General features: G+C 61.0%; 25 protein-coding genes. 8 read left to right on the top strand and 17 right to left on the bottom strand.

Annotated features, from left to right (window positions below; genetic code table 11):
* Window positions 1–189: 189 nt before the first annotated feature.
* Window positions 190–762: a hypothetical protein gene (locus tag AC13EY_RS07980; protein WP_228247560.1), complete on the bottom strand. Its 573-nt coding sequence runs from the start codon at window positions 760–762 to the stop codon at window positions 190–192.
* Window positions 763–985: 223 nt separating this feature from the next.
* Here AC13EY_RS07980 and AC13EY_RS07985 point away from each other — a divergent pair, with 223 nt between their 5' ends.
* Window positions 986–1,831, top strand: coding sequence for an integron integrase (locus tag AC13EY_RS07985; RefSeq protein WP_228247561.1), 846 nt, complete (start codon window positions 986–988; stop codon window positions 1,829–1,831).
* A 242-nt stretch (window positions 1,832–2,073) separates the two neighbouring features.
* Here the strand turns inward: AC13EY_RS07985 and purL are convergent, their stop codons facing one another.
* A complete protein-coding gene (gene purL / locus AC13EY_RS07990) occupies window positions 2,074–5,970 on the bottom strand; it encodes a phosphoribosylformylglycinamidine synthase (protein WP_228247562.1) in 3,897 nt (1,298 codons plus the stop codon).
* A 157-nt stretch (window positions 5,971–6,127) separates the two neighbouring features.
* Between purL and mltF the strand changes: the two genes are divergently transcribed.
* Window positions 6,128–7,570 (top strand): membrane-bound lytic murein transglycosylase MltF, encoded by a 1,443-nt coding sequence (gene mltF / locus AC13EY_RS07995; protein WP_088273895.1) that lies wholly within the window; start codon window positions 6,128–6,130, stop codon window positions 7,568–7,570.
* A 405-nt stretch (window positions 7,571–7,975) separates the two neighbouring features.
* Here mltF and tadA read toward each other — a convergent pair whose 3' ends face one another.
* From tadA to AC13EY_RS08020, 5 genes are all read right to left on the bottom strand, one after another.
* A complete protein-coding gene (gene tadA / locus AC13EY_RS08000; protein WP_228247563.1) occupies window positions 7,976–8,434 on the bottom strand; it encodes a tRNA adenosine(34) deaminase TadA in 459 nt (152 codons plus the stop codon).
* A gap of 23 nt (window positions 8,435–8,457) precedes the next feature.
* Window positions 8,458–10,365: a sulfate adenylyltransferase subunit CysN gene (gene cysN / locus AC13EY_RS08005; RefSeq protein ID WP_228247564.1), complete on the bottom strand. Its 1,908-nt coding sequence runs from the start codon at window positions 10,363–10,365 to the stop codon at window positions 8,458–8,460.
* A 49-nt stretch (window positions 10,366–10,414) separates the two neighbouring features.
* Complete coding sequence (locus AC13EY_RS08010; RefSeq protein WP_096003141.1) at window positions 10,415–10,756, bottom strand: four helix bundle protein; 342 nt, start codon at window positions 10,754–10,756, stop codon at window positions 10,415–10,417.
* 83 nt (window positions 10,757–10,839) lie between these two features.
* Entirely contained in the window at window positions 10,840–11,742 is a 903-nt protein-coding gene (gene cysD / locus AC13EY_RS08015; RefSeq protein WP_088273256.1) for a sulfate adenylyltransferase subunit CysD, read from the bottom strand.
* Between the two features lie 324 nt (window positions 11,743–12,066).
* Window positions 12,067–12,825 (bottom strand): Nif3-like dinuclear metal center hexameric protein, encoded by a 759-nt coding sequence (locus tag AC13EY_RS08020; RefSeq protein ID WP_228247565.1) that lies wholly within the window; start codon window positions 12,823–12,825, stop codon window positions 12,067–12,069.
* A gap of 159 nt (window positions 12,826–12,984) precedes the next feature.
* On the opposite strand from AC13EY_RS08020, the gene AC13EY_RS08025 reads away from it, so the two are divergent.
* Entirely contained in the window at window positions 12,985–14,103 is a 1,119-nt protein-coding gene (locus AC13EY_RS08025) for a S1C family serine protease (protein WP_228247566.1), read from the top strand.
* Here AC13EY_RS08025 and hisC read toward each other — a convergent pair.
* The 10 genes from hisC to AC13EY_RS08075 all read right to left on the bottom strand — a co-directional run bounded on the left by hisC (window position 14,100) and on the right by AC13EY_RS08075 (window position 21,911).
* Window positions 14,100–15,155 (bottom strand): histidinol-phosphate transaminase, encoded by a 1,056-nt coding sequence (hisC, locus tag AC13EY_RS08030; RefSeq protein ID WP_228247567.1) that lies wholly within the window; start codon window positions 15,153–15,155, stop codon window positions 14,100–14,102. The genes AC13EY_RS08025 and hisC overlap by 4 nt on opposite strands.
* Window positions 15,156–15,262: 107 nt before the next feature.
* The gene (gene hisD / locus AC13EY_RS08035) at window positions 15,263–16,573 is read right to left on the bottom strand and encodes a histidinol dehydrogenase (RefSeq protein ID WP_228247568.1); all 1,311 of its coding nucleotides are present in this window, start codon (window positions 16,571–16,573) and stop codon (window positions 15,263–15,265) included.
* A gap of 44 nt (window positions 16,574–16,617) precedes the next feature.
* On the bottom strand, window positions 16,618–17,259 hold the full coding sequence (gene hisG / locus AC13EY_RS08040; protein ID WP_088273251.1) for an ATP phosphoribosyltransferase: 642 nt from the start codon (window positions 17,257–17,259) through the stop codon (window positions 16,618–16,620).
* Between the two features lie 12 nt (window positions 17,260–17,271).
* Window positions 17,272–18,537: a UDP-N-acetylglucosamine 1-carboxyvinyltransferase gene (gene murA / locus AC13EY_RS08045; protein WP_228247569.1), complete on the bottom strand. Its 1,266-nt coding sequence runs from the start codon at window positions 18,535–18,537 to the stop codon at window positions 17,272–17,274.
* Between the two features lie 21 nt (window positions 18,538–18,558).
* Window positions 18,559–18,798 (bottom strand): BolA family protein, encoded by a 240-nt coding sequence (locus AC13EY_RS08050; protein ID WP_228247570.1) that lies wholly within the window; start codon window positions 18,796–18,798, stop codon window positions 18,559–18,561.
* 47 nt (window positions 18,799–18,845) lie between these two features.
* Entirely contained in the window at window positions 18,846–19,166 is a 321-nt protein-coding gene (locus tag AC13EY_RS08055) for an STAS domain-containing protein (protein WP_228247571.1), read from the bottom strand.
* On the bottom strand, window positions 19,163–19,804 hold the full coding sequence (locus AC13EY_RS08060) for an MlaC/ttg2D family ABC transporter substrate-binding protein (RefSeq protein WP_228247572.1): 642 nt from the start codon (window positions 19,802–19,804) through the stop codon (window positions 19,163–19,165). Before AC13EY_RS08060 ends, AC13EY_RS08055 begins: the two co-directional genes overlap by 4 nt.
* A gap of 28 nt (window positions 19,805–19,832) precedes the next feature.
* Window positions 19,833–20,297, bottom strand: coding sequence for an outer membrane lipid asymmetry maintenance protein MlaD (gene mlaD, locus AC13EY_RS08065; RefSeq protein WP_088273246.1), 465 nt, complete (start codon window positions 20,295–20,297; stop codon window positions 19,833–19,835).
* Window positions 20,298–20,316: 19 nt separating this feature from the next.
* Window positions 20,317–21,096 (bottom strand): lipid asymmetry maintenance ABC transporter permease subunit MlaE, encoded by a 780-nt coding sequence (gene mlaE, locus AC13EY_RS08070; protein ID WP_088273245.1) that lies wholly within the window; start codon window positions 21,094–21,096, stop codon window positions 20,317–20,319.
* Window positions 21,093–21,911 carry an ATP-binding cassette domain-containing protein gene (locus AC13EY_RS08075; RefSeq protein WP_088273893.1) on the bottom strand — a complete coding sequence of 273 codons (819 nt, stop codon included), beginning with the start codon at window positions 21,909–21,911 and terminating at the stop codon, window positions 21,093–21,095. Before AC13EY_RS08075 ends, mlaE begins: the two co-directional genes overlap by 4 nt.
* Window positions 21,912–22,116: 205 nt before the next feature.
* On the opposite strand from AC13EY_RS08075, the gene AC13EY_RS08080 reads away from it, so the two are divergent.
* Genes AC13EY_RS08080 through lptB form a run of 5 tightly spaced genes read left to right on the top strand, consistent with a single transcriptional unit; the run spans window position 22,117 to window position 25,453 of the window.
* Complete coding sequence (locus AC13EY_RS08080; RefSeq protein ID WP_228247573.1) at window positions 22,117–23,088, top strand: KpsF/GutQ family sugar-phosphate isomerase; 972 nt, start codon at window positions 22,117–22,119, stop codon at window positions 23,086–23,088.
* An 8-nt stretch (window positions 23,089–23,096) separates the two neighbouring features.
* Window positions 23,097–23,618: a KdsC family phosphatase gene (locus AC13EY_RS08085; protein WP_228247574.1), complete on the top strand. Its 522-nt coding sequence runs from the start codon at window positions 23,097–23,099 to the stop codon at window positions 23,616–23,618.
* On the top strand, window positions 23,615–24,190 hold the full coding sequence (gene lptC, locus AC13EY_RS08090; RefSeq protein ID WP_088273242.1) for an LPS export ABC transporter periplasmic protein LptC: 576 nt from the start codon (window positions 23,615–23,617) through the stop codon (window positions 24,188–24,190). Before AC13EY_RS08085 ends, lptC begins: the two co-directional genes overlap by 4 nt.
* A gap of 34 nt (window positions 24,191–24,224) precedes the next feature.
* Window positions 24,225–24,731, top strand: a complete 507-nt coding sequence (gene lptA / locus AC13EY_RS08095; RefSeq protein ID WP_228247575.1) for a lipopolysaccharide transport periplasmic protein LptA — start codon at window positions 24,225–24,227, stop codon at window positions 24,729–24,731.
* Complete coding sequence (gene lptB / locus AC13EY_RS08100; RefSeq protein WP_088273240.1) at window positions 24,728–25,453, top strand: LPS export ABC transporter ATP-binding protein; 726 nt, start codon at window positions 24,728–24,730, stop codon at window positions 25,451–25,453. Before lptA ends, lptB begins: the two co-directional genes overlap by 4 nt.
* The last annotated feature ends 64 nt before the right edge of the window (window positions 25,454–25,517 follow it).

The raw sequence follows: 25,517 nt of genomic DNA on the forward strand, positions 1-25,517 counted from the left end.
AGTCGGGTGGAAATAGGCCAAAATGGCCAGAGTTGAAGGCGATTTGCGGAGCAATGTCGCCAAGAACAGGTTCGCTGCATCAAAAATTCAGTTGATCGACACCGGTAATGCGCAAATCTGAATTGATCAGCGATTCCCTAACGCCTCAATCACCGGCGCAGCTGTGCTGCGTCCGAGTGCTTTGACTTGTTATGGCCGATATTGCCAAAGCAATAAATCAAGTATTTTAACATCAGTAAAATGATACCCCGGAAATCTATTTTGGAATTGTGACCTTAACGTTTGAAACTGTGGCAGCGTTATTAGTGTGTTCATGCACATGACCAGATTATTATGAACATTAACGCATTGCAGTATTCTTGCATTACTCGACTGCCCAGAGGACGTTGGCAACCTCAACCCCAAATGCCCAAGAACAACACTATCCAATGGAGCAACATTAGGATTCACTGTTGCGAGCAATTTTGAACCGAACGACGTTTCCACACGGCCCGTAGCGTTAAAGAGGGTATCTAAGATTAATTGAAGCGATGGGTTTTGGTTATTTTTGTTTTGCTCGATCAGTGCGTAATAGGTTGCGTAAGCTGCTGTAATTGGCAGCCTGACACGATAAAACCCATTAAATGTTCTTTGGTAATTCTGATCGTTGGATACATTCACCAAATGCAGCTGATTTTGCGTATATGCATAAGCGTTTAACTTGGAAATGGTTATCCTATTCAAAATACTATTTATGTTTGCAATAAGATCATCAAGTATCACGATCGAGCTATCCTTTTGCCATAACAGTTGAGTGGACCGACGGCTTTATGACTGCATATTCGTGACTTCTTCATAACAACGTCTCGCCCAGGTTATCAAACAACTAAAAATTCTCTTTAAAACAATTGGTTAGATTGTTGTCGCCGCATACCATCTGTATTCGCTTGACTTCCTCTTTTTGCGCAACCAATAATACTGTACAAACATACAGCATTGATGCGATATGGACACCACACCAGCCAAGCCACGCCTGCACGAGCAGTTTCGTAACGTCATCAGGGTGAATCACTACAGCATTCGCACCGAGAAGACCTATTGGTACTGGATACGCTACTTCCTGCGTTATCACCAGATGCGTCACCCTCTGGAAATGGGGCCTGCCGAGGTCAGCGCTTTTTTGACCTGGCTGGCTGTCAGCCGGCATGTGACTGCCGCTACGCAGAATCAGGCACTTAATGCTCTGGTGTTTCTTTACGGGAAGGTGCTTGATCGGCCACTGGGTGATATCGGTGACACAGTGCGGGCGAAGCGCCCTGCACGTATCCCGACAGTGCTGACGCACGGTGAAGCAACCCAGATCATCGCCCTGCTGCAGGAGCCTCACAAGCTGATCGCGTCGCTGATGTACGGTTCGGGGCTGCGTGTTGTTGAAGCCTGTCGGCTGCGTATCAAAGACATCGACTTCGACCGCCAGATCATCACGGTGCGCAGCGGCAAAGGGGACAAGGACCGCACCACGCTGCTGCCGACGTCGCTGATCGAGCCGCTGCGTGAACGCAGAGCGCGCATCCAGCGTGCCTGGCGCAAGCAGGATGCGTTTTACCAGTGCGACGCGAGCCTGCCCTACGCGCTCCGGCGTAAATACCCTAACGCGGCGCGGTCGCTTGAGTGGCAGTGGCTGTTCCCCTCGCAGGGGTTGTGTGCTGACGATGAGGGCAACATCGTGCGGCACCATCTGCATGTCAATGCGGTGCAGACGCTGCTGGGGCATGCCGATGTGCGTACTACGCAGATTTATACCCATGTCCTTGGTAATGCCTTTGCCGGGGTGCAAAGTCTGCTCGGGTAGGCCTTTGGCTTAGCCGGGCAATCCGTTTCCTGCTTCAAGACTATTGCAGGGCGCAATGGGCTGTCTATCCCCCGAAACGCTGCGCGGCTGTTAGACGCCGCTCGGGCGCAGCATGCTGCGCCCCTACGGTAGGGCGCAGGTGTATCTGGCCGCATTCACAACGTCAAAACAACTCTGTTTAAACGAACAACCCCGGCGCGGGGCCGGGGTTGTTGCGGGGTTGCTGATAGCGCAGCGGTCGTTTAGCCGACCCACACACGGGCGTTGCGGAACATGCGCATCCAGCCGCCATCCTCGCTCCAGTCATCCGGATGCCAGGAGTTCTGCACGGCGCGGAACACGCGTTCGGGGTGCGGCATCATGATGGTGACGCGACCGTCGCGGGTGGTCAGGCCGGTGATGCCGCGCGGCGAGCCGTTCGGGTTGGCCGGGTAGCGCTCGGTCATGCGGCCACGGTTGTCGACGTAGCGCAGGGCAACCGCGTTGGCGGCTTCACAGGCATCAACGGCGGCGCTGCTGGCGAACTCGGCGTGACCTTCACCGTGGGCGATGGCAATCGGCAGGCGGCTGCCAACCATGCCACTGAGGAAGATCGACGGCGAGGGCTGGACTTCAACCATGGCAACCCGCGCCTCGAACTGCTCGGAACGGTTGCGCACAAAGCGCGGCCAGTGGTCGCTGCCCGGGATCAGCTCACGCAGGTTGGAGAGCATCTGGCAGCCGTTGCACACGCCCAGGGCGAAGGTGTCCGGGCGGGCAAAGAACGCGGTGAAAGCTTCACGGGCGATGCTGTTGAACAGGATCGACTTGGCCCAGCCCTCACCGGCGCCGAGGACGTCGCCGTAGGAGAAGCCGCCGCAGGCGACCAGACCGCGGAAGTCGGTCAGGTCAACGCGGCCGCTGAGGATGTCGCTCATGTGCACGTCGACCGCGCTGAAACCGGCGCGGTTGAAGGCTGCCGCCATCTCGACCTGACCGTTGACACCCTGCTCACGCAGAATGGCGACACGCGGGCGCACCCCATTGCTGATGAGCGGTGCGGCAACGTCGTCGTTGATGTCGAAGCTGAGCAGCGCGTGCAGACCCGGGTTGGCGTCGTCGGCGATGTTCTCGAATTCCTGATCGGCGCACTCGGCGTTGTCACGCAGGCGCTGAATCTGCCAGCTGGTTTCGCTCCAGGCCTGTTGCCAGACCGCGCGGGTGTTCTCCAGCACCGGTTTGCCGTTGAACTCGAAGCGAATGCTCTGCTCGCTGCTCGGCTGGCCGATCACCGCGCTGCAGTCACCCAGACCGGCGGCAGACAGCTGCGCCAGCACTTCCTCGGTGTCGTCCTGGGATACCTGAATGACCGCGCCCAGTTCTTCGTTGAACAGCACCTCGGCCAGTGTGCTGGCGTCTTGTGCCAGTACGTCGAGGTTGATGTTCAGGCCACAGCGGGCGGCAAAGGCCATCTCGGTCAGAGTGGTGAACAGGCCACCGTCGGAGCGGTCGTGGTAGGCAAGCAGCAGCTCGTCCTGGTTCAGGCCCTGGATCACGGCAAAGAAGGCCTTGAGGTCTTCGGCATCGTCCAGATCCGGCACCTGCTGGCCGATCTTGTTGTAGACCTGCGCCAGCGCCGAGCCGCCCAGACGGTTCTGGCCACGGCCCAGATCAATCAGGATCAGATCGGTTGCGCCATGATCCAGACGCAGTTGCGGGGTCAGGGTGGCGCGCACGTCCTGTACCGGGGCAAAACCGGTAACGATCAGCGACAGCGGCGAGGTAACCGACTTCTCCTTGCCGGCTTCATCCCAGCGGGTCTTCATGGACATGGAGTCCTTGCCGACCGGAATGGTGATGCCCAGCTCGGGGCACAGCTCCATGCCGACTGCCTTGACGGTGTCGTACAGGCGCGCGTCTTCACCCGGGTGACCGGCAGCAGACATCCAGTTGGCCGACAGTTTGATGTCGGACAGCTTGGCGATACGCGCGGCAGCCAGGTTGGTCACGGTCTCGGCAACCGCCATGCGCCCGGAGGCCGGGGCGTTGAGCAGCGCCAGCGGCGTGCGCTCACCCATGGCCATGGCTTCACCGGTGTTGACGTCGAAGCTGGTGGAGGTGACGGCACAGTCAGCCACCGGCACCTGCCAGGGGCCGACCATCTGGTCGCGGGTGACCATACCGGTGATGCTGCGGTCGCCGATGGTGATCAGGAACTGTTTGCTGGCTACCGCCGGCAGGCGCAGTACGCGCTCGGCGGCATCGTTCAGGTTCAGCTCGTTGGCGCTGAAGTCGTCGCCCTGCTCGGCTTCGCGCTCGACGCTGCGGTGCATGCGCGGCGGCTTGCCGAGCAGAACCGAGAGCGGCATATCGACCGGCTGGTTGTCGAAGTGGCTGTCGTTGAGCAGCAGCAGTTGCTCTTCAGTCGCTTCACCAACCACGGCGAAGGGGCAACGCTCACGCTGGCAGATGGCTTCGAAACGCTCGAAATCGGCGTTCGGCACGGCCATCACGTAGCGTTCCTGGGATTCGTTGGACCAGATTTCCAGCGGGCTCATGCCCGGCTCGTCGTTCGGTACATTGCGCAGCTCGAAACGGCCGCCGCGACCACCGTCGTTGACCAGCTCCGGGAAGGCATTGGACAGGCCGCCCGCGCCCACGTCGTGGATAAAGGCGATCGGGTTCTTGTCACCCAGCTGCCAGCAGCGGTCGATGACCTCCTGACAGCGGCGTTCCATTTCCGGGTTCTCACGCTGCACGGAGGCAAAGTCCAGATCCTCGGCGCTGGCACCGGTGGCCATGGAAGACGCCGCGCCGCCGCCCAGACCAATCAGCATCGCCGGGCCGCCCAGCACGATCAGCTTGGCGCCAACCGGAATGTCAGACTTCTCGACGTGGGTCGCACGAATGTTGCCCATGCCACCAGCGATCATGATCGGCTTGTGGTAACCACGGGTTTCCGGGCCACGGGGCGAGTCGATGGTGGTCTCGAAGGTACGGAAGTAACCGTTCAGGTTCGGACGACCGAATTCGTTGTTGAACGCAGCGCCGCCGAGCGGGCCTTCGATCATGATCTGCAGCGGCGTCACGATGCGCGACGGCTTGCCGTTGTCTTCTTCCCACGGCTGAACGAAGCCCGGAATACGCAGGTTGGACACGGTAAACCCGGTCAGGCCGGCCTTCGGCTTGCCGCCGATACCGGTAGCACCTTCGTCACGAATCTCGCCACCAGAACCGGTAGACGCGCCCGGGAACGGGGCAATAGCGGTCGGGTGATTGTGGGTTTCCACCTTCATCAGGATGTGCACCGGCTCTTCATGAGCGCGGTACTCATTACTGCCCGGCACCGGGAAGAAACGGCCGGCGGTGAAACCTTCGATTACCGCGGCGTTGTCCTTATAGGCAGACAGCACGCCTTCGCTGTGCATCTGATAGGTGCTCTTGATCATGCCGAACAGGCTCTTGTCCTGCGCCTGACCGTCGATATCCCAGCTGGCATTGAAGATCTTGTGACGGCAGTGCTCGGAGTTGGCCTGGGCGAACATCATCAGCTCGACGTCGCTCGGGTTGCGACCAAGGCCGGTGAAACTCTCGACCAGATAGTCGATCTCGTCTTCGGCCAGTGCCAGACCCAGGCTGCTGTTGGCTTCAACCAGGGCGGCACGGCCACCGGCCAGAATGTCGACACGCTGGAACGGCTTGGGCTCGGTGTGGGCAAACAGCGGCGCAGCGGCCTGCAGATCGTCCAGCGCCAGCTCGGTCATGCGGTCGTGCAGCTCGGCTTTCAGCGTCGTGCGGTCATCAGCAGACAGCTGGCCAGTGACGTAATAGGCGATACCGCGCTCCAGACGCAGCACCTGACTCAGACCGCAGTTGCGGGCGATATCGGTCGCCTTGCTGGACCAGGGAGAGATAGTGCCAAAACGCGGCACTACCAGCACCAGCTCGCCGGCCGGCTCTTCAACCGGCACGGACGGACCGTAGCGCAGCAGACGATCAAGCACCTGCGCGGATTGCTCGTCCAGCTCGCTGCTCAGCTCGGCGAAATGCATGAACTCGGCGTAAACCCCGGTCACTCCGGCAAGGCGGCCTTGCAGCCTGGCGAGCAACTTGGTACGACGAAAATCGGAAAGGGCTGGGGCTCCACGCAGGATATGCATGTCGGTATCGGCCTCGGGATGCGAACAGTGGGAAAAAAGAGGCGCATAGGATACCCCAAGCGGGCCGGTTGGGCCATGCCGTGCGCAGCAGGCCGACCAGCCGTGCCGACTGCACTGGCGACTATTGCCGCACCGCGCTTTTGCCTATACTGGCGCCATGCATCGACCAGCCTTTCACCCTCCCCGTTTCAAGGCTCTGGCCACCGCGCTCTGCGCTGTTCTGCTGGCCGCCTGTGAGCAAAGCAGTCAACTGGAGCAGATTCAGGAGGCTGGTTCACTGCGGGTGATCACCCGCAATACGCCTACCACCTACTACCAGGATCGTAACGGTGATACCGGTCTTGAGTATGAGCTGGCCAAGCGCTTTGCCGACAGCCTGGGCGTGTCACTGGACATGCAGACCGCCGACACCGTGGACAGCCTTTACCACCAGCTTGCTGATGCCGACGGCCCGCAGCTGGCTGCAGCCGGGCTGACGGTCAACCCGGCGCGCAGCGAACAGGTCCGGTTTGCCACGCCGTATCTCGACGTCATCCCTCAGGTCGTCTACCGCCGCGGCAGTCGCAAACCGCGCAGCATTGAAGATCTGTACGACAAGCGTCTGATGGTACTCAAGGGCAGCACCCTGGCTGACCAGTTACGGGAGCTGCAGGCCAGCCACCCGGAGCTGACCTTCGAAGAATCCGACAACGTGGAAGTCGTCGACCTGCTGCGCATGGTCAACGACGGCGAGATCGACAGCGCGGTGGTCTACTCCAACGAACTGGTGGTCAATCAGGCGTTCTATCCGGCGGTCAGCGTGGCCTTTGACCTCGGTGATGGCCAGCCGATGGCCTGGGCGCTGCGCGAATATACCGATACCACGCTGCTGGATGCGGTTAATGGCTTCTTCGCCGCGATCAAGGACGACGGCACGCTGGACCAGTTGATCGAGCGCTTCTACGGCCACTCGGACGTACTCGATTACGTCGGTGCCCGCGCCTTCGCCACCCACATGCAGACCCGCCTGCCGCGCTACGAGACCTATCTGCGCCAGGCCGGCGATCAGAACGGTTTGGACTGGCGGCTGCTGGCCGCCATGAGCTACCAGGAGTCGCTGTGGGATCCGGACGCCCGCTCGGCAACCGGCGTACGTGGCCTGATGATGCTGACCCTGCCGACCGCCAAGTTTGTCGGCGTCACCAACCGGGTTGATCCGCAGCAAAGCATCAACGGCGGCGCCCGCTACCTGATCTGGGTACGCGACCAGATTCCCGCGGACATTCCGGAGCCGGACCGCACCTGGTTCGCGCTGGCCGCCTATAACGTCGGCCTTGGCCACCTCGATGACGCACGCAAACTCACCGCCGAGGGTGGCCGCGACCCGAACCGCTGGATTGATGTGAAGGATTTTCTGCCACTGCTGCAAAAGAAGCAGTGGTACAGCAAGACCCGCTACGGCTACGCCCGCGGCTCTGAACCGGTGCACTACGTGCAGAACATCCGTCGCTACTACGACATCCTGCAATGGGTCACCCAACCCCAATCCGAATCCCGCCAGCAACCCGCCGAGCAATACCACGCACCGGGGATTCTCGAGCAGTTGCCGGATGGGGTGTAGCGCAGCGCTCCGCGCTGCGCTACACAGCTGCAAGCTGCAAGCTGCAAGCTAAAAGCAAAACTACTTCAGCCGCGAAGTGGGTGGTCATAGCCTGGTGCCGTCTTGACGCCGCCTCGGCGGACACGCTGCGCTTAGTCCGCCCTACGGGCTGGCGCTGTGTTGTAGGGCGGACTAAGCGCAGCGTGGCCGCCGCGTTCCCGCAAGTGCCGAGGCTCAACGTATTTTGCCGGCTTGATGCCACCCTCGCGGACACGCCTTTGGCTTTGTCCGCCCTACAGGAAGGTCGCCGACGAACGGGATGAAACACCTCGCGCGCACCGCCACGCCGCAAAGAACCATAAAAAAACCCGCGCGATTCAACACCGCACGGGTTTTGCTTGCGGCTTGCGGCTTGCAGCTGGAAGGCTACGCCTTCCGCCTGACCCTGAAAAACGCCGACAACAGCGCCCCACACTCCTCGGCCAACACCCCACCTTCAACCTGTATGCGGTGGTTCATCCACGGCTGATCGAGCACCTGGCTGCGGCTGGCGACGGCGCCGGCACGCGGTTCGCTGGCGCCGTAGACCAGACGTGCGATGCGACTGTGGATCAACAGGCCGGAGCACATGGTGCAGGGTTCGAGGGTGACGTACAGGGTGGTGCCGGGCAGGCGGTAGTTCTGCAGAGCCGTTGCGGCCTGGCGAATGGCAACCATCTCGGCGTGGGCGCTGGGATCATGGCTGGTGATCGGCTGGTTGAAGCCCCGGCCGACCACCTTGCCATCCTGAACCAGCACGGCGCCGACCGGGACTTCGCCCCGTTCGGCAGCCAGCCGGGCTTCGGCGAGCGCCAGCCGCATAAAGTCGATATCTGCTGGCGTCATGGCGAGCCCCTTTCAACAACCGGTCAGATCAGCTTGCGCTCACGCAGCAGGCCAACCACCTGTTCAACGCAGCCTTCCAGATCCAGCTCGGCGGTGTTGAGCACCAGATCGGCATCGGTCGGCGCTTCATACGGGAAGGACACACCGGGAATGGTGCCTTCGACGTTGGCCGCGTAGATACCGGACGGGTCACGTTGCTGGCAGACCTCCAGCGGGGTGTTCAGGTGAACCAGCAGGCAGCGGTCGCCGAGGATGTGACGCGCGGTGGCGCGGCTTTCCTCGGTCGGCGCAACGAAGGCACCGATGGCAATCAGGCCCGCTTCATTCATCTGACGCGCAATACGTGCACCCTTGTGCAGGTTCTCGGCACGGCCGGCAGCGTCCATCGCCAGCCCCTTGCTCAGGTCCTGACGCAGCACCTTGCCGTCCAGCACATAGCAGGCACGGCCAGCGTCAAACAGCTTGCGTTCCAGCGCGTAGGCGATGGAGCTCTTGCCCGAACCGGACAGGCCGGTGAACAGCACGGTAACCGGCTCCTGACCAAAGCGTTCAGCGCGCTCGGTCGCCGTTACGTGGGCCAGTCGGCCGTGGTGACCGCCACTGGTGTTCTGACCGTCCTGCGCCTTGGCGACGATCATGCCCGCGCCAACGGTGCCATTAGTCATCCGATCGATGACGATAAACGACCCCGCGGTATGGTTGGTCTGGTAGTCGTCATAGGCAATCGGACGTTCCAGGGCAACCTGTACCCGGCCAATCTCGTTCAGCGCCAGCTGGGCAGCGGGCTGCTGCTCCATGGTGTTGACGTCGATGCGATGCTGAATGCGGGTAAAGGACGCCGGGCTGTAGCTGGTAGCGCGCTTGATGTCGTACTTGCGGCCCGGCTGCATCGGCTGCTCGGCCATCCACACCAGGGTCGCTTCAAACTGATCACCGATCAGCGGACGATTGTCGGCGTGGCACAGCATGTCGCCACGGGAGATATCGATCTCGTCTTCCAGCGTCAGAGTCACTGCCTGACCGGGGCCGGCTTCTTCCAGCTCACCATCAAAGGTGACGATGGATTTGACGCGGCTGCCCTTACCGGACGGCAAAACGGTCAGCTCGTCGCCCTTGCGCACCACACCCGAGGCGATGGTGCCAGCAAAGCCGCGGAAGTTCAGGTTCGGGCGGGTGACCAGCTGAACCGGAAAACGCAGATCGGTGGTGTTGCGATCGTTGGCGATCTCGACGGTCTCGAGAATTTCCATCAGCGACGGGCCGGTGTACCAGGGGCTGCGCTCGCTGCGGTTTACAACGTTGTCGCCCTTGAGCGCCGACATCGGCACAAACTGCACCTTGTCACCGTCGAGCAGCTCCAGCCCGCTGGCGAACTGCAGATAATCTTCACGAATCTTGTCGTAGACGGTCTGATCGAAGTCCATCAGGTCCATCTTGTTAACCGCAACCACGATGTGCTTGATGCCGAGCAGCGAGGCAATGAAGCTGTGACGCTTGGTCTGGGTCTGCACGCCGTAACGGGCGTCGATCAGAATGATCGCCAGATCACAGGTCGAGGCACCGGTCGCCATGTTGCGGGTGTACTGCTCATGGCCGGGGGTGTCGGCGATGATGAACTTGCGCTTGGCGGTAGAGAAGTAGCGGTAGGCAACGTCGATGGTGATGCCCTGCTCCCGCTCGGCCTGCAGACCATCAACCAGCAGCGCCAGATCCACTTCCTCACCGGTGGTACCAGACTTCTTGGAGTCACGGGTGATGGCTTCCATGTGATCTTCATAGATCATCTTGGAGTCGTGCAGCAGACGCCCAATCAGCGTGCTCTTACCGTCATCGACGTTACCGCAGGTCAGAAAGCGCAGCAGTTCCTTGCGTTCGTGCTGGCTCAGGTAGGCCAGGATGTCCTGGCTGATCAGATCGGATTGATGCGACATCTATCAAAGCTCCAAGCTGCAAGCTGCAAGCGACAAGCGGCCCCTGCAGCTATTCGGTAATTCGGTTAATCAAGCCTGTCAGCATGCGCGACAGCTCGCGGGTCTCACTGATCCAGTGTGTGGCCAGTGTCAATTCCAGAAACTCTATCTCCTGCCCCACCATCAACTGGGTTCGCACCTCAGCGCATGAGCCCTTGGCGACGCTGAGAAAATACCGCTTCTCGGCGTTACCTCCACGTTCCATCCCCTCGGCAATATTACTGGGAATAGACAGCGCGGCCCGTGTCAGCTGGTTCCGAAACCCGTAATCGGGGCAGTTTGCCAGCGCTCTGTACATGGCAACAGACAACGCCTTTCCACGCTGCCACACTTCAAGCCGTTCGAAATCCATCAGCAACCTCCATGTTGCCTGCTCAAGCAGCCCTCCAACGCGACTCAGCTCAGCTTGTCGCTTGCTGCTTGAAGCTTGCGGCTTTAGAAATAGCCCTGCCGCTTCTTCTCTTCCATCGAGCCAGCGGAGTCATGGTCAATGACGCGGCCTTGGCGCTCGGAGGTTTTGGTCAGCAGCATTTCCTGGATGATTTCCGGCAGCGTGGCGGCGCTGGATTCGACGGCGCCGGTCAGCGGGTAGCAGCCCAGGGTACGGAAGCGGACCATTTTCATTTCCGGAGTCTTGCCATCCAGCGGCATGCGGTCGTCGTCGACCATGATCAGCGAGCCGTTGTATTCAACGACCGGACGTTCGGCGGCGAAGTACAGCGGCACAATCGGAATGCTTTCCAGATAGATGTATTGCCAGATGTCCAGCTCGGTCCAGTTGGACAGCGGGAACACGCGAATGCTTTCGCCCTTGTGCACCTTGCCGTTGTAGATGTTCCACAGCTCGGGGCGCTGGTTCTTCGGGTCCCAGCGGTGGTGCTTGTCACGGAAGGAGTACACACGCTCCTTGGCGCGGGACTTCTCTTCGTCACGGCGCGCGCCACCAAAGGCCGCGTCGAAGCCGTACTTGTCCAGCGCCTGCTTCAGACCCTGGGTTTTCATCACGTCGGTATGCACTGCACTGCCGTGGGTGAAGGGGTTAACGCCTTGGGCAACACCTTCCGGGTTCATATGCACCAGCAGGTCGAGGTCCATTTCCTTGACCATCTTTTCGCGGAACTCGTACATCGCCTGGAATTTCCAGCCGGTATCCACGTGCAAAACCGGGAACGGCAGACGGCCAGGATAGAACGCCTTCCGCGCCAGATGCAGCATCACGGCGGAGTCTTTACCGATCGAATAGAGCATGACCGGGTTCTGGAACTCGGCAGCCACTTCACGAATGATGTGGATGCTTTCCGCTTCCAGTTGCTTCAGATGGGTCAGTTTTTCCAGCATGGTGTACTCACGTTGAATGGCTAGCGGCCGCACGGCCCGATTCGACTGGCAGGCATTGTAGCAAAGGGAGTTTCTTATAATAAGCAGCCGATCAAGAACCTTCGGCTATATGGATATGAAAAAAGCAGCGGCAAGCGGCAAGCGGCAAGCGGCAAGCGGCAAGCGTAATCAGGGTGAGTGCCGCGACTGGGTCGTACAGCGCTTCCTGAAGTTCTTTTCACCCTCGCCCCTCGACAACCGAAACCCAGCGCTACGCGACCGTGAGGGTTTTGTTGAAGCTTGCGGCTTGAAGCTTGTAGCTCAGCGCTACGCGCTTCGCGCTGCCTACACCGGATTATCAATATCGATAAACCGATGCTCCAGCCCGAACGTCGCGGCCAGGTGTTCGCCCAACGCCTTTGCGCCGTAACGCTCGGTCGCGTGATGGCCGGCGGCGTAGAAGTGGATGCCGTTTTCGCGGGCGGCGTGTACGGTTGGTTCGGAGACTTCGCCGGTGATAAAGGCATCGACGCCGAGGGCGATGGCCTTGTCGATATAGCCCTGCGCTGCGCCGGTGCACCAGGCAATGCGCTTGACCGGCCGATCATGGCCGGCCACAAACAGCGGCTCACGCTGCAGCCGGGCGGCCAGCAGGGCGGCCAGCTCCTCGCCCGCGCACGGCGCGGCCAGCTCGCCGGTCAGCCCAACCGATCGGGGGTTGTTCGGCTCCAGACCGCCACTGATCTGCCAGCCCATCAGCCGCGCCAGCTGAACGTTATTGCCCAGCTCGGCGTGCACATCCAGCGGCAGATGGTAAGCCACCAGATTGATGTCGTTCTGCAACAACGCCTTGAGCCTGCGCTGTTTGACACCGACAACGGCGGCTGACTCGCCACGCCAGAAATAGCCGTGATGCACCAGCAGCAGATCCGCCCGGGCCTCTACCGCGGCGTCGACCAGCGCCTGACTGGCAGTCACGCCGCTGACGATACGACGAATCTCGGTACGCCCCTCAACCTGCAGCCCGTTGGGGCAGTAATCCTGAAAGCCGCCGCTATCAAGCAGCTTGTTGCAGTAGCGAATCAGCGCGTCGCGATCAACCATGGTGCCTCCGGTGGCGTCAGCGGGAAAAGGCCATATTGTCCGGCGTCCGCCGAACGGTTACAAGGATGTCACCAATGCCCTGCAGAATCCGGTACGAGCCCGTATAATGCCGCTCACACCGGTCGGCAACGGCCTGCACAGATGACGGGTAGGGGTTTGATGAACGCACTGTTACGCTCGATGGGGTGGCCGGTTGTCTGCGGTATCCTGCTGGCCCTGCTGATCATTCAGCAATTCCCGCAATGGATCGGCCTGCCCGCCCACGACATCGTCCTGCGTGAGGTTTCAGCGCAGCGCTCAAACATGGGGCTGGTGTCCTACAGCCGCGGCGTGGAGCGCGCCTCTCCTGCCGTCGCCAATATCTATACCAGCAAGGCAGTCGAGCCCGGTGCCGACGGCTCACTGCGCGACTATGCCGACAGCCTGCCCGCGCCGGCCCGTCGCCAGTCCAGTCTGGGCTCGGCGGTGATCCTCAACCCGGACGGCTACCTGCTGACCAACAATCACGTGATCGCCGGCGCCGACGAAATTCTGGTTGCACTCAAGGACGGTCGCGAAGCACTTGCCACCCTGATCGGCACCGATCCTGAGACCGATCTGGCGGTACTCAAGATCGACCTGCCAAACCTGCCCTCCATCACCATCGACTCCCGTGACGAGCAGCGTATCGGTGATGTGGTCATGGCCATCGGCAACCCCTTCGGTCTCGGCCAGACGGTCACCATGGGCATCATCAGTGCCACCGGCCGTAACCAGTTGGGCCTCAACACCTACGAAGACTTTATCCAGACCGATGCGGCCATCAACCAGGGCAACTCCGGTGGCGCACTGGTCGACGCCGAAGGCAACCTGATCGGTATCAATACAGCGATCTTCTCCCAATCGGGCGCAGCGCAGGGTATCGGTTTTGCCATTCCGGTGAGGCTGGCGGTTGAAGTGATGCAGGCGATCATCCAGCACGGTCATGTGATCCGCGGCTGGCTGGGGGTAGAAGTACAGCCGCTGACACCGGAGCTGGCCGAGTCGTTCGGACTGGAGGTCAGTCAGGGCATCGTGGTGGCCAGCCTGTACCGCAATGGCCCCGCGTGGAATGCCGGCTTGCTGCCGGGCGACGTGATTCTGAAGATCGATGGCGAGCCGGCAACCAGCGGCCGTCAGGCGATGAACCAGGTGGCCCGCGCCAAGCCCGGCGACAGCATTCGACTCGACGTGCTGCGCAACGGCGAACCCGCGAGCTTCACGGCGGAAGTCGGGGTTCGCCCGTCATTCAGGCCCTAAAGCAGGGTATCCAGCGCCGCCAGCAGTGCGGCGTTCTGCGCTTCAGTTCCAATCGTGATGCGCAGGAACTGATCAATACGCGGCAGCTTGAAGTGACGCACGATCACCTTCTGCTCACGCAGCCCCTGGGCCAGCTCGGCAGCATCGCGGCTGCCGTGGCGGGCGAACACGAAGTTGGCCTGTGACGGCAGCACCTCGAACCCACGCTTGGTCAGCGCTGCACTCAGCGCATCGCGGCTGCGCATCACCGCCTTGCGGGTCTGATCAAACCAGGCCTGATCCTTGAATGCCGCAACCGCCCCGACAATCGCCAGACGATCCAGCGGGTAGGAGTTGAAACTGTTCTTGATCCGTTCCAGCGCCTCGATCAGATCAGCATGCCCCACGGCCAGCCCGACCCGCAGCCCGGCCAGAGAGCGCGACTTGGAAAGCGTCTGGGTTACCAGCAGGTTCGGATAGCGATCCACCAGGCTGATTGCGGTAGCGCCGCCGAAATCGACGTAGGCCTCATCCACCACCACGACCGAATCCGGGTTGGCGGCCAGAATGACCTCAATCTCAGCCAGCGGCAGACCGACCCCGGTAGGCGCATTGGGGTTGGGAAAAATGATGCCGCCATTGGCCTGACGGTAATCGGCCGGATCAATGGTGAAGTCCTCGCGCAGCGGTTGCGGCGCAGACTCGATCCCGTACAGGCCACAATAGACCGGATAGAAACTGTAGGTAATGTCCGGGAACAGCACCGGCTTGCCGTGCTGAAACAGGCCATGAAATACATGCGCCAGCACCTCATCCGAACCATTGCCGACAAACACCTGAGACGGCTGCACGCCATAGTAGCGGGCAATCTCGTCCTTCAACGCATCGGCGTTTGGCGCGGGGTACAGACGCAGGCTGTCGTTCAGCTCAGCCTGAATGGCATCCACCACCAGCGGCGACGGGCCATAGGGGTTTTCATTGGTATTGAGCTTGACCAGGTTTTCGACCTTGGGCTGCTCACCCGGCACATACGGCACCAGTTCCTTGACGAAGGGGCTCCAGAAACGACTCACGGGCAATCCTCGATTGAGCTACAAGCGGCAAGCCGCAAGCTTCAAGCCAACCCCGGCGAGCCGAGCCTGCACAGCTCGGCTTGTCGCTTGCAGCTTGAAGCTTGCCGCTAGTTCTTAATGCGGTATTCCGCGCTGCGCGCGTGCGCTGTCAGGCTTTCGCCACGGGCCAGCACGGATGCAGTCTTACCCAGCTCGGAGGCACCTTCAGGCGAGCAGAAGATGATCGACGAGCGCTTCTGGAAGTCGTAGACGCCCAGCGGTGAGGAGAACCGCGCGGTGCCGGAGGTCGGCAGCACGTGGTTGGGGCCGGCGCAGTAATCGCCCAGCGCCTCGGGGGTGAAGCGCCCCATGAAGATGGCACCGGCGTGACGGATCTGCGGCAGCAGCGCTTCCGGGTCCGCGACCGACAACTCAAGGTGCTCCGGGGCGATGCGATTGGCCAGCACGCAGGCCTGCTCCAGGTCATCGACCTTGATCAGTGCGCCACGGTTTTCCAGCGAAACACGCACGATGGCATCACGCTCCAACTCTCCCAGCAGCCGATTCAGGCTGGCCTCAACGGCATCCAGGAAGTCAGCATCCGGCGACAGCAGGATCGACTGGGCATCCTCGTCGTGCTCGGCCTGCGAGAACAGATCCATGGCGATCCAGTCCGGATCGGTCTGGCCGTCGCAGACCACCAGAATCTCCGAGGGGCCGGCGATCATGTCGATACCGACCTGACCGAACACCGCACGCTTGGCGGTGGCGACATAGATATTGCCGGGGCCGACGATCTTATCGACCTGAGGAACAGTCTCGGTGCCATAGGCCAGCGCCGCGACAGCCTGCGCACCGCCAATGGTGAACACGTGGTCGACACCGGCCAGACAGGCCGCCGCCAGCACCAGCTCGTTAATCTCGCCGCGCGGCGTGGGCACTACCATGACGACTTCCGGCACACCGGCAACCTTGGCCGGAATGGCATTCATCAGGACCGAGGACGGATAGGACGCCTTGCCACCGGGGACGTAAAGCCCTACCCGATCCAGCGGAGTGATCTTTTGGCCAAGCACGGTGCCATCAGCTTCGGTGTAGCGCCAGGAGTCCTGGCGCTGGTGCTCGTGGTAACTGCGCACACGCTCGGCGGCCACTTCCAGCGCGCTGCGCTGCGCCGGAGTAATGCGTTCAAGCGCCAGCTCCAGGCGGGCGCGATCAAGGGTCAGATCGGCCATATTGCCGGCCGAGAGGCCGTCAAAGCGTTCGGTGTACTCGACCAGCGCCGCATCACCGCTGGAGCGCACCGCTGCGATAATTTCCTCAACCCGGTCATTAACCGCCTTGTCGGAGACGCCTTCCCAGGCCAGCAGGGTATCCAGATGCTGGGCAAAATCGCTCTGGTTGGCGTTCAGACGGGCGATTTTCAGCGGCGTACTCATAGCGATACCTTTGGCGATTCAGGGAATGGTTACTCGAAAACGGATCAGGCGTTGCGGCGCTCTACCGCCTCGGCCAGTTGATCAATCAACATCTTGATGCGGGCATGCTTCATCTTCATCGAAGCCTTGTTGACGATCAAGCGCGAACTGATGGTGGCAATCAACTCCTGGGCCTCAAGACCATTGGCCTTGAGCGTGTTGCCGGTGTCGACCACGTCGATGATCTTATCCGCCAGCCCCACAAGCGGCGCCAGCTCCATAGAGCCATACAATTTGATCACATCAACCTGACGGCCCTGCTCGGCATAGTACCGGCGCGCGACATTGACAAACTTGGTAGCGACCTTGAGCCGACCGGTCGGCTCCGGCACGCCGACCGGGCCTGCGGTCATCAGCTTGCAGCGGGCGATTTTCAGATCGAGCGGCTCATACAGGCCCTGACTGCCGTACTCCATCAACACGTCCTTGCCCGCCACGCCGACATCGGCAGCACCGTGCTCAACGTAGGTCGGTACGTCGGTCGCGCGCACGATCAGCAGGCGCACGTTCGGATCGGTGGTCGGGAAGATCAGCTTTCGGCTTTTTTCCAGATCCTCGGTCAGTTCGATGCCCGCCGCTTTCAGCAGCGGCAGGGTGTCGTCGAGAATACGTCCCTTGGACAGGGCAATGGTCAGACTCTGGCTCATGAAAACTCTCTGTTAGGCCGGGACCCGGCGAATGATACCGCCCAGGGCCTGCAGCTTTTCTTCAATACATTCGTAACCACGATCAATGTGGTAGATACGGTCGACCAGGGTGTCGCCGTCGGCAACCAGACCGGCAATAACCAGACTGGCCGATGCACGCAAGTCGGTCGCCATCACCGGCGCAGCCTTCAGACGCTCGACCCCGGTGACGATCGCGGTATTACCCTCAACCAGAATGCGCGCACCCATGCGATTCATTTCCTGAACGTGCATGAAGCGGTTCTCGAAAATCGTCTCGATGACGGTACCGGTGCCTTCGGCAACCGCATTCATGGCGACAAACTGCGCCTGCATGTCGGTCGGGAATGCCGGATAGGGCGCTGTCCGCAGATTGACTGCGCGCGGACGGTTACCCTTCATGTCCAGCTCGATCCAATTCTTGCCGGTATCGATGTGGGCCCCCGCCTCTTCCAGCTTGAGCAGCACCGACTCGAGGATCGAAGCGTCGGTGTCTTTGAGCTTGACCCGGCCGCGGGTCGCAGCAGCGGCAACCAGGAAGGTACCGGTTTCAATGCGGTCAGGCATCACCGAATAACGCGCGCCGTGCAGACGCTCGACACCGTGGACGGTGATGGTGTCGGTGCCATGACCGGTGATCTGCGCACCCATGGCGATCAGACATTCGGCCAGATCGACCACTTCAGGCTCACGCGCGGCATTTTCGATAACGGTCTTGCCCTTGGCCAGGGTAGCCGCCATCAGAATGTTTTCGGTCCCGGTCACGGTCACGGTATCGAACAGGAAGTGCGCGCCACGCAGACCGCCCTCGGGGGCTGTAGCCTTGATATAACCATCTTCAACGATGATCGTCGCACCCATCGCTTCCAGGCCGCGAATGTGCAGGTCAACCGGACGCGAACCAATGGCGCAGCCACCCGGCAGCGCCACTTCAGCACGCCCGAAGTGCGCAACCATAGGGCCGAGCACCAGGATCGATGCACGCATGGTCTTGACCAGCTCGTAGGGTGCGACCAGCGAGGTGATGCGAGTCGGATCGACTTCGACACCCAGGCGCTCATCGATAACCGGCAGCACACCCATACGACCGAACAGTTCGATCATGGTGGTGATGTCATGCAAGTGCGGCAGGTTGGAAATAACGACAGGTTCATCCGCCAGCAGCGTGGCAGCGAGGATCGGCAGGGCCGAGTTCTTGGCCCCGGAAATCCGGATTTCCCCATCCAGGCGATTGCCGCCGGTGATGATCAGTTTGTCCATACGTGGTACGTACTCCAGACCTCAGGCGCGCGACGCCCAGGCCTCCTGGGTGTAAAACTTCATGGTAACGGCGTGGATACGGCCGTCAGCGATATAGTCGTTGAGCAGCGCATAAATCTGCTGCTGACGCTTGACCGGTGACAATGCCGCGAGGGTGTCGCTGATCACGTTGAGCTGAAAGTTGCAGCCCTCGCCTTCAACCTCGACCCGGGCATCTTCCAGGCGTGATTCGATCAACGCCTTTACTTCATCTGATTGCATTGCAAATTACTCCTTGCGGCGCCCTGCTGGAGCAGAACGCCTGAAAGCTAATTGTCTCGGGCTCGCTCAACGTCGCTCAGCCAGGCATCCAGCCCGCATACCCGGGCGATACTCTGCAGCCCGTCCGGAACCGAGCGTAACCGCAACTCGCGCCCCTGCTGCCGGCAATGTTCTGCCGCGCGCAAAATCAAAGACAGGCCAACACTGTTGGCCTGCGTCACCCCGGACATATCCAGCACCAGCGGCCCCTGCCCCCCGGCTGCAGCCTGCTGCAGCCCGTCGCGCACAGATCCGGCAGAGTCAAAATCGATTACGCCAGCCAGGCGCACAACGCCCTCGGCATCGACCTGCAAGCTGGCATTGCTCACTGCTGCACCTCTTGGGAGGCCACTTCACGTGACTTGGCGACAACACTGCCCCAGTTGTCGATAACCGCATCCAGGTTGTTGTTGTGGGTCTTCATGGCCTGCGCAAACTGATCACGGAACAGCAGGCCGATGTTGATACCCTCGACGATGACGTTACGCACCTTCCACTGGCCATTGATGTCGGACATGGTGTAGGTGGCGGTATAGACCTGGCCATCATTGGCCTTGACCTGCATGTCGACACTGGCGCGGTCAGGGCGCGGCTCACGGTTGTTGGCCGGCAGCACGGTGATCTCACCGCTCTGGAAGTCCAGCAGCGCATTGCCGTAGAACTGCACCATGCTGCGCTTGAATGTCTCGATAAAGCGCTGCATCTGGGCGTCGCTGGCACCGCGGCTGTAGCGCACGGTCATGACGCTGCGCGCAATGCCGTCAAAATCGACAACCGGCTCCAGCACGTCATTCAGACCAACGGTGAACGCTTCCACGTCGTTGCGATAGGTCTCACGGTTGGCGTCAAGCACCTCCATGACCTTGCGCGAGGTATCCTCGACAACCTGTTGTGGGGTCGCGGAAGCCAAGGCAAGCGCCGGCAACAGCAGCGTGAGGGCAACAAAGGCATTGATGATCGGGCGCATGTACATTCTCCTGTGGGGCTGACTGCAGTCAGTCTTCCTTGCTTACTGTATTGAGCAGGAACCGGCCGATCAGTTCCTCCAGCACCAGTGCAGACTGGGTGTCATAGATTTCGCTGCCGTCAACCAACAGGTCTTCCTCGCCACCCACCGAAATACCAACGTATTTCTCGCCCAGCAGGCCGGCAGTCAGAATCGATGCGGTGCTGTCGGCAGGCAGGGTATCAACGTCACTGTCGATGGCCATATCCACCCGCGCACTGTAACGATTCTTGTCGAATTCAATGGCAGTGACCTGACCAATGGTCACACCGGACATGGTTACCTTGGCGCGCGACGTAAGCCCCGCCACATTGTCGAAATAGGCATGCACACTGTAGGTGCTGCCCGTGCTGCCCGGAGTCAGCCCGGCCACACGCAGCGCCAGCACGGTCAGCGCCAGCACGCCGGCCAGAATAAATACGCCGACAGTCAATTCCAGGTTACGGATACGCATTTGATGATTCCTTGGCTAATCAAAACATCAGGGCAGTGAGGATGAAGTCCAGCCCCAGCACGGCCAGCGACGCATACACTACGGTGCGCGTGGTTGCACGGCTGATGCCTTCGGATGTGGGCTCGCAGTCATATCCCTGGAAGACTGCGATCCAGGTGACGACGAAGGCAAACACCACGGCCTTGATCAGGCCGTTAAGTACATCGTCGACGAACTGCACCGAATTCTGCATGTTCGTCCAGTAGGAGCCGGAATAGACTCCCAGCCAGTCAACGGCCACCATGGCGCCGCCCCATATCCCGACCACGCAGAACACCATCGCCAGCAGCGGCATGGAGATAAAGCCCGCCCACAGACGCGGAGCAATGACGTACTTGAGCGGATCAACGCCGATCATTTCCATGCTCGACAACTGCTCGGTGGCTTTCATCAGACCGATCTCGGCGGTCAGAGCAGAACCTGCCCGCCCGGCAAACAGCAGCGCGGTTACCACCGGCCCCAACTCGCGCAACAGCGTCAGGGCCACCATCTGGCCGACCGCCTGCTCGGAACCGTAGCCGACCAGAATGTTGTAGCCCTGCAGCGCTAGTACCATGCCAATAAACAGGCCGGACACGACAATAATGGCGAGCGACAGCACACCAACCGAATGCAACTGCTTGACCAGCAGCGCCCAGCCGTTGCCAAAGCTCGCCCGCCCGAACATCACATTGACGAGAAACAGCCCGGAGCGACCCAGGGCAGTAATGGTGTCCAGCCCTGCTCTGCCGAGCAGAACCAACCTGTCGACTGCACTCACGCGTCTTTCTCCGCTTGTATCAGATCCTGCAGATAATCCCTGGCCGGGAAGTGGAACGGCACCGGGCCATCAGGCTCTCCCTGCATGAATTGGCGAATACGGGGGTTGTCGGAGTTCATCAATTCATCCGGCGTACCCTGCCCGAGCACCTGGCCGTCACCTACCACATACAGGTAGTCGGCAATACTGGCGGTCTCGGCCAAATCGTGCGAGACCACAATACTGGACAACCCGAGCGCGTCGTTGAGCAGACGAATCAGACGCACCAGTACACCCATAGAAATCGGGTCCTGGCCCACGAAAGGCTCGTCATACATCATCAGTTGCGGATCGAGGGCGATCGCACGCGCCAGCGCAACCCGGCGTTTCATGCCGCCGGACAACTCATCCGGCATCAGGTCGCGGGCACCACGCAAGCCAACCGCCTGCAACTTGAGCAGAACAATGTCACGAATCATGTCTTCCGGCAGTTCGGTATGCACCCGCAGCGGAAAGGCGACATTTTCGAACACGCTCAAGTCGGTAAACAGCGCACCGCTCTGGAACAGCATGCCCATGTCCTGACGCGCGGCAAACAACTGCTCGCGCCCCAGCTCGGGAATATTGCGGCCATTCACCCAGATCGACCCGCTTTCGGGTCGCAACTGGGCGCCGATCAGGCGCAGCAGCGTGGTTTTGCCGCACCCGGACGGACCCATGATGCCGGTGACCTTGCCGCGGGGAATACGGATATCCACACCATCAAAGATGACTCGCTGGCCGCGCCGGAAGGTCACGCCCTGAAGGTCTACGATGTAATCTGACACGTCGGTCATAGTGCTGTTCGGGCCTTTGCGGATCATGCCCAGACCTCGGGCAAACGAAGCCGCCTAATATACCAGTTCCCCGACGGCAGCCCAAGCCGGGAATGGGCAGCCTCCCCAGAACGGGTTAACGCCGAGACGAAGCTGGTCAAGGCGGGTGAGTTAGCTCCGACAAACCGCTATACTTGCGCGTTCAGCGATTACCGACGAATAGCACATGGCCGATTTTGACTATATTGCATCCGCCTCGCGCACCATCAGCATGGAACGCGATGCGGTAGATTCCCTGCTGCAGCGACTGGCAGAGCCCTTCACCATCGCCTGCGACACCCTGCTGCAATGCCACGGCCGCGTGGTTGTCACCGGCATGGGCAAGTCCGGACATGTCGGCCGCAAGCTCGCCGCCACCCTGGCCAGCACCGGCACCCCCGCCTTTTTTGTCCATCCGGGCGAGGCCAGTCACGGCGACATGGGCATGATCACCGCCGAGGATGTCGTCATCGCCCTGTCCAACTCGGGCAATACCGCCGAAGTAGTGACCTTGCTGCCGCTGATCAAGCGCCTCGGCGCACCCCTGATCAGCATGACGGGCAACCCGCAGTCGACCCTGGCACTGGCCGCAGTCGCCAACCTGGACACCGGCGTCGAGCAGGAAGCCTGCCCGCTGAACCTGGCACCGACCTCCAGCACCACCACCGCACTGGTGATGGGTGACGCACTGGCCATCGCGCTGCTCGAAGCGCGGGGTTTCAGTGCCGAGGACTTCGCTTTCTCGCACCCCGGTGGCAGTCTGGGACGCCGCCTGCTGCTGCTGGTTGACGACATCATGCACGCAGGTGGGAGCATGCCCCTGGTCAAGCCCAACGCGCCGCTGCGTGACGCGTTGCTGGAAATGACCCGCAAGGGCCTCGGCCTGACCGGCGTCATAGATGCCGATGGCAAGCTGGCCGGCATCTTCACCGATGGCGACCTGCGCCGCAGCCTGGATCACAACATCGATTTTCAGCGTGCCAGCATCAGCGACGTAATGACCCGTCACTGCAAGACTGCGCGCAGTGGTATGCTCGCGGCCGAAGCCCTGAAAATCATGGAAGACGCCCGCATCAATGGTCTGTTCGTGGTAGACACTGAAGGCCGGCCGGTGGGCGCCCTCAACATGCATGATCTGCTCCGTGCGGGCGTGGTCTGAGTTTGAATATGGAAAAGCTGATCGAACGCGCAAAAGCAATTCGCCTCGCCATCTTCGACGTTGATGGCGTCCTGACCGACGGCCGCCTGTATTTCATGCCCGACGGCACCGAGTTCAAGTCCTTCAATACGCTGGATGGCCACGGTATCAAGATGCTCATCGCCTCGGGCGTCGAGGTCGCCATCATCAGCGGCCGAAAATCGCCACTGGTCGAGCGCCGCGCCGCCAACCTGGGCATCAAGCACCTTATTCAGGGCCGCGAGGACAAACTGACCGCCCTGGCCGAGCTGCGTGAGATCGTCCCGGTCGAAATGCACGAGATTGCCTTCCTTGGCGACGACCTGCCGGACCTGCCGGTCATCCGCCGCGCCGGCCTGGGGATGGCGGTCGCCACTGCCGACACCTTTGTGCGCGAACACGCCCATGGCGTTACCCGCGCCGCCGGTGGCGCGGGTGCAGCCCGCGAGTTCTGCGAACTGATCATGCGCGCCCAGGGTACCCTGGACCAGGCACAGGCAGCCTACCTGTGAACCTGACGCTACCACGCTATCTGGTCGTCGGCCTGCTGATCATTGCCGGGGCAGCGCTGGCGATGGCTGTCGGTTACTGGAACATCAATCCGTCCAGCTTCAACACCGGCAAGCCGCAGACTCAGACCGACCGTCCCGACTTCTATATCGACAACGCGCGCATCCTGATGCTCAATGAACAGGGCAAGGTTGCATACCGGCTGACGACCTCCCATGCCGTTCATCAGGTAGACGACGGCAGTACTCACCTGGAAGACCCTGAGCTGCTGTTCTACCGGGGAGAGGATCCGACGCCGTGGCTGCTGAAGTCGCGTCAGGGTGTCGTTACCCAGCGCGGTGACCGCGTTGACCTGACGACCGATGTCCTGCTGAAACAGAACACCGATGACGCGCGTCAGCTGACCACGTCAGCCCTGACCCTGTTTCCCGCCCGTGACTACGCGGAAACCGATCAACCGGTTAGAATCGAAGCCGCTCGCAGTGTGACCACTGCCGAGGGCATGCAACTATTTCTCAACGACGGTAGCCTGAAGCTGCTGTCCACCGTACGAGGCCAATATGAGGTGCGTTAAATCCCTCCTTGCCCTGACGCTGGCCGTGTGTCCAGTGAGCCACGTTCTGGCACTGCCCAGCGACAGCAGCCAGCCGATTCGCATTCAGGCCAACAGCGCGACGCTGGACGACAAGCGCAATACCGCCGTATACACCGGCGATGTGGTCATTACCCAGGGCACCCTGCGCCTCACCGGTGCCCGCGTTACCCTGACCACCAATGCCAATGGTGAGCTCAATACCATGATCACCCAGGGCGGACCGGCCACCTATCAGCAAACGCCGGAAGCCAACAAACCGCCGGTGAAGGCGCGCGCCGAGACCATCGAGTACCACGCCGACCGCGAGACCATCGTGCTGATCAGGAATGCGTTTCTTGAACAGTCCGGCAATACCTTCCAGGGTGAGCATGTCAGCTACGACATTCAGCGTCAGGTCGTCGATGCCGGCAACAGCAGCAGCGGCGCCAACGGCGGCGGGGGCTCAGGGCGTATCGAAATCGTGATTCAGCCGCGCAGCCGCAATACCGAAGCGCCAAGCGAAGAGCCGGCAACGCCATGACCACATTACAGGCGCGCCATCTGGCCAAGGCCTACAAATCGCGCAAGGTCGTCCGTGATGTGTCCGTATCCATCGATAGCGGCCAGGTCGTCGGCCTGCTCGGCCCGAACGGCGCAGGCAAAACTACCTGTTTCTACATGATCGTTGGCCTGGTCAAGGCGGATGAAGGCCAGGTCACCGTCAACGGCAAGGACGTGACCCGCCTGCCGATGCACGGCCGGGCCCGCGAAGGCATCGGCTACCTGCCGCAGGAAGCCTCGATCTTTCGCAAGCTGACCGTCGCCGAAAATATCATGGCGATTCTGGAAACCCGCAAGGACCTGAACCGTCAGGCGCGCGAGGGGAAACTCGAATCGCTGCTGCGTGAATTCCATATCCACCACCTCAGCGACAGTCTTGGCATGAGCCTGTCCGGTGGTGAGCGCCGGCGCGCCGAGATTGCGCGCGCACTGGCAACCGACCCCAGCTTCATTCTGCTGGACGAGCCCTTTGCCGGGGTAGACCCGATTTCGGTCAACGACATCAAGCAGATCATCCAGCACCTCAAGGACAAGGGCATCGGCGTACTGATCACCGACCACAACGTTCGCGAGACGCTGGACATTTGCGACAAGGCCTATATCGTCAACGACGGCCACATCATCGCTGAAGGCGACGCCGAGACCGTGCTGGCGGACCAGACAGTGAAAGATGTGTACCTGGGCCACGCCTTCCGGCTATAAAAGCACCCGCAACTCAGGCATGCTAGCGGGGAACGAGTCCGGACTTCGCCCGGCACATGGTTTG

The sequence above is a fragment of the Halopseudomonas sp. L-58 genome (assembly GCF_056859475.1).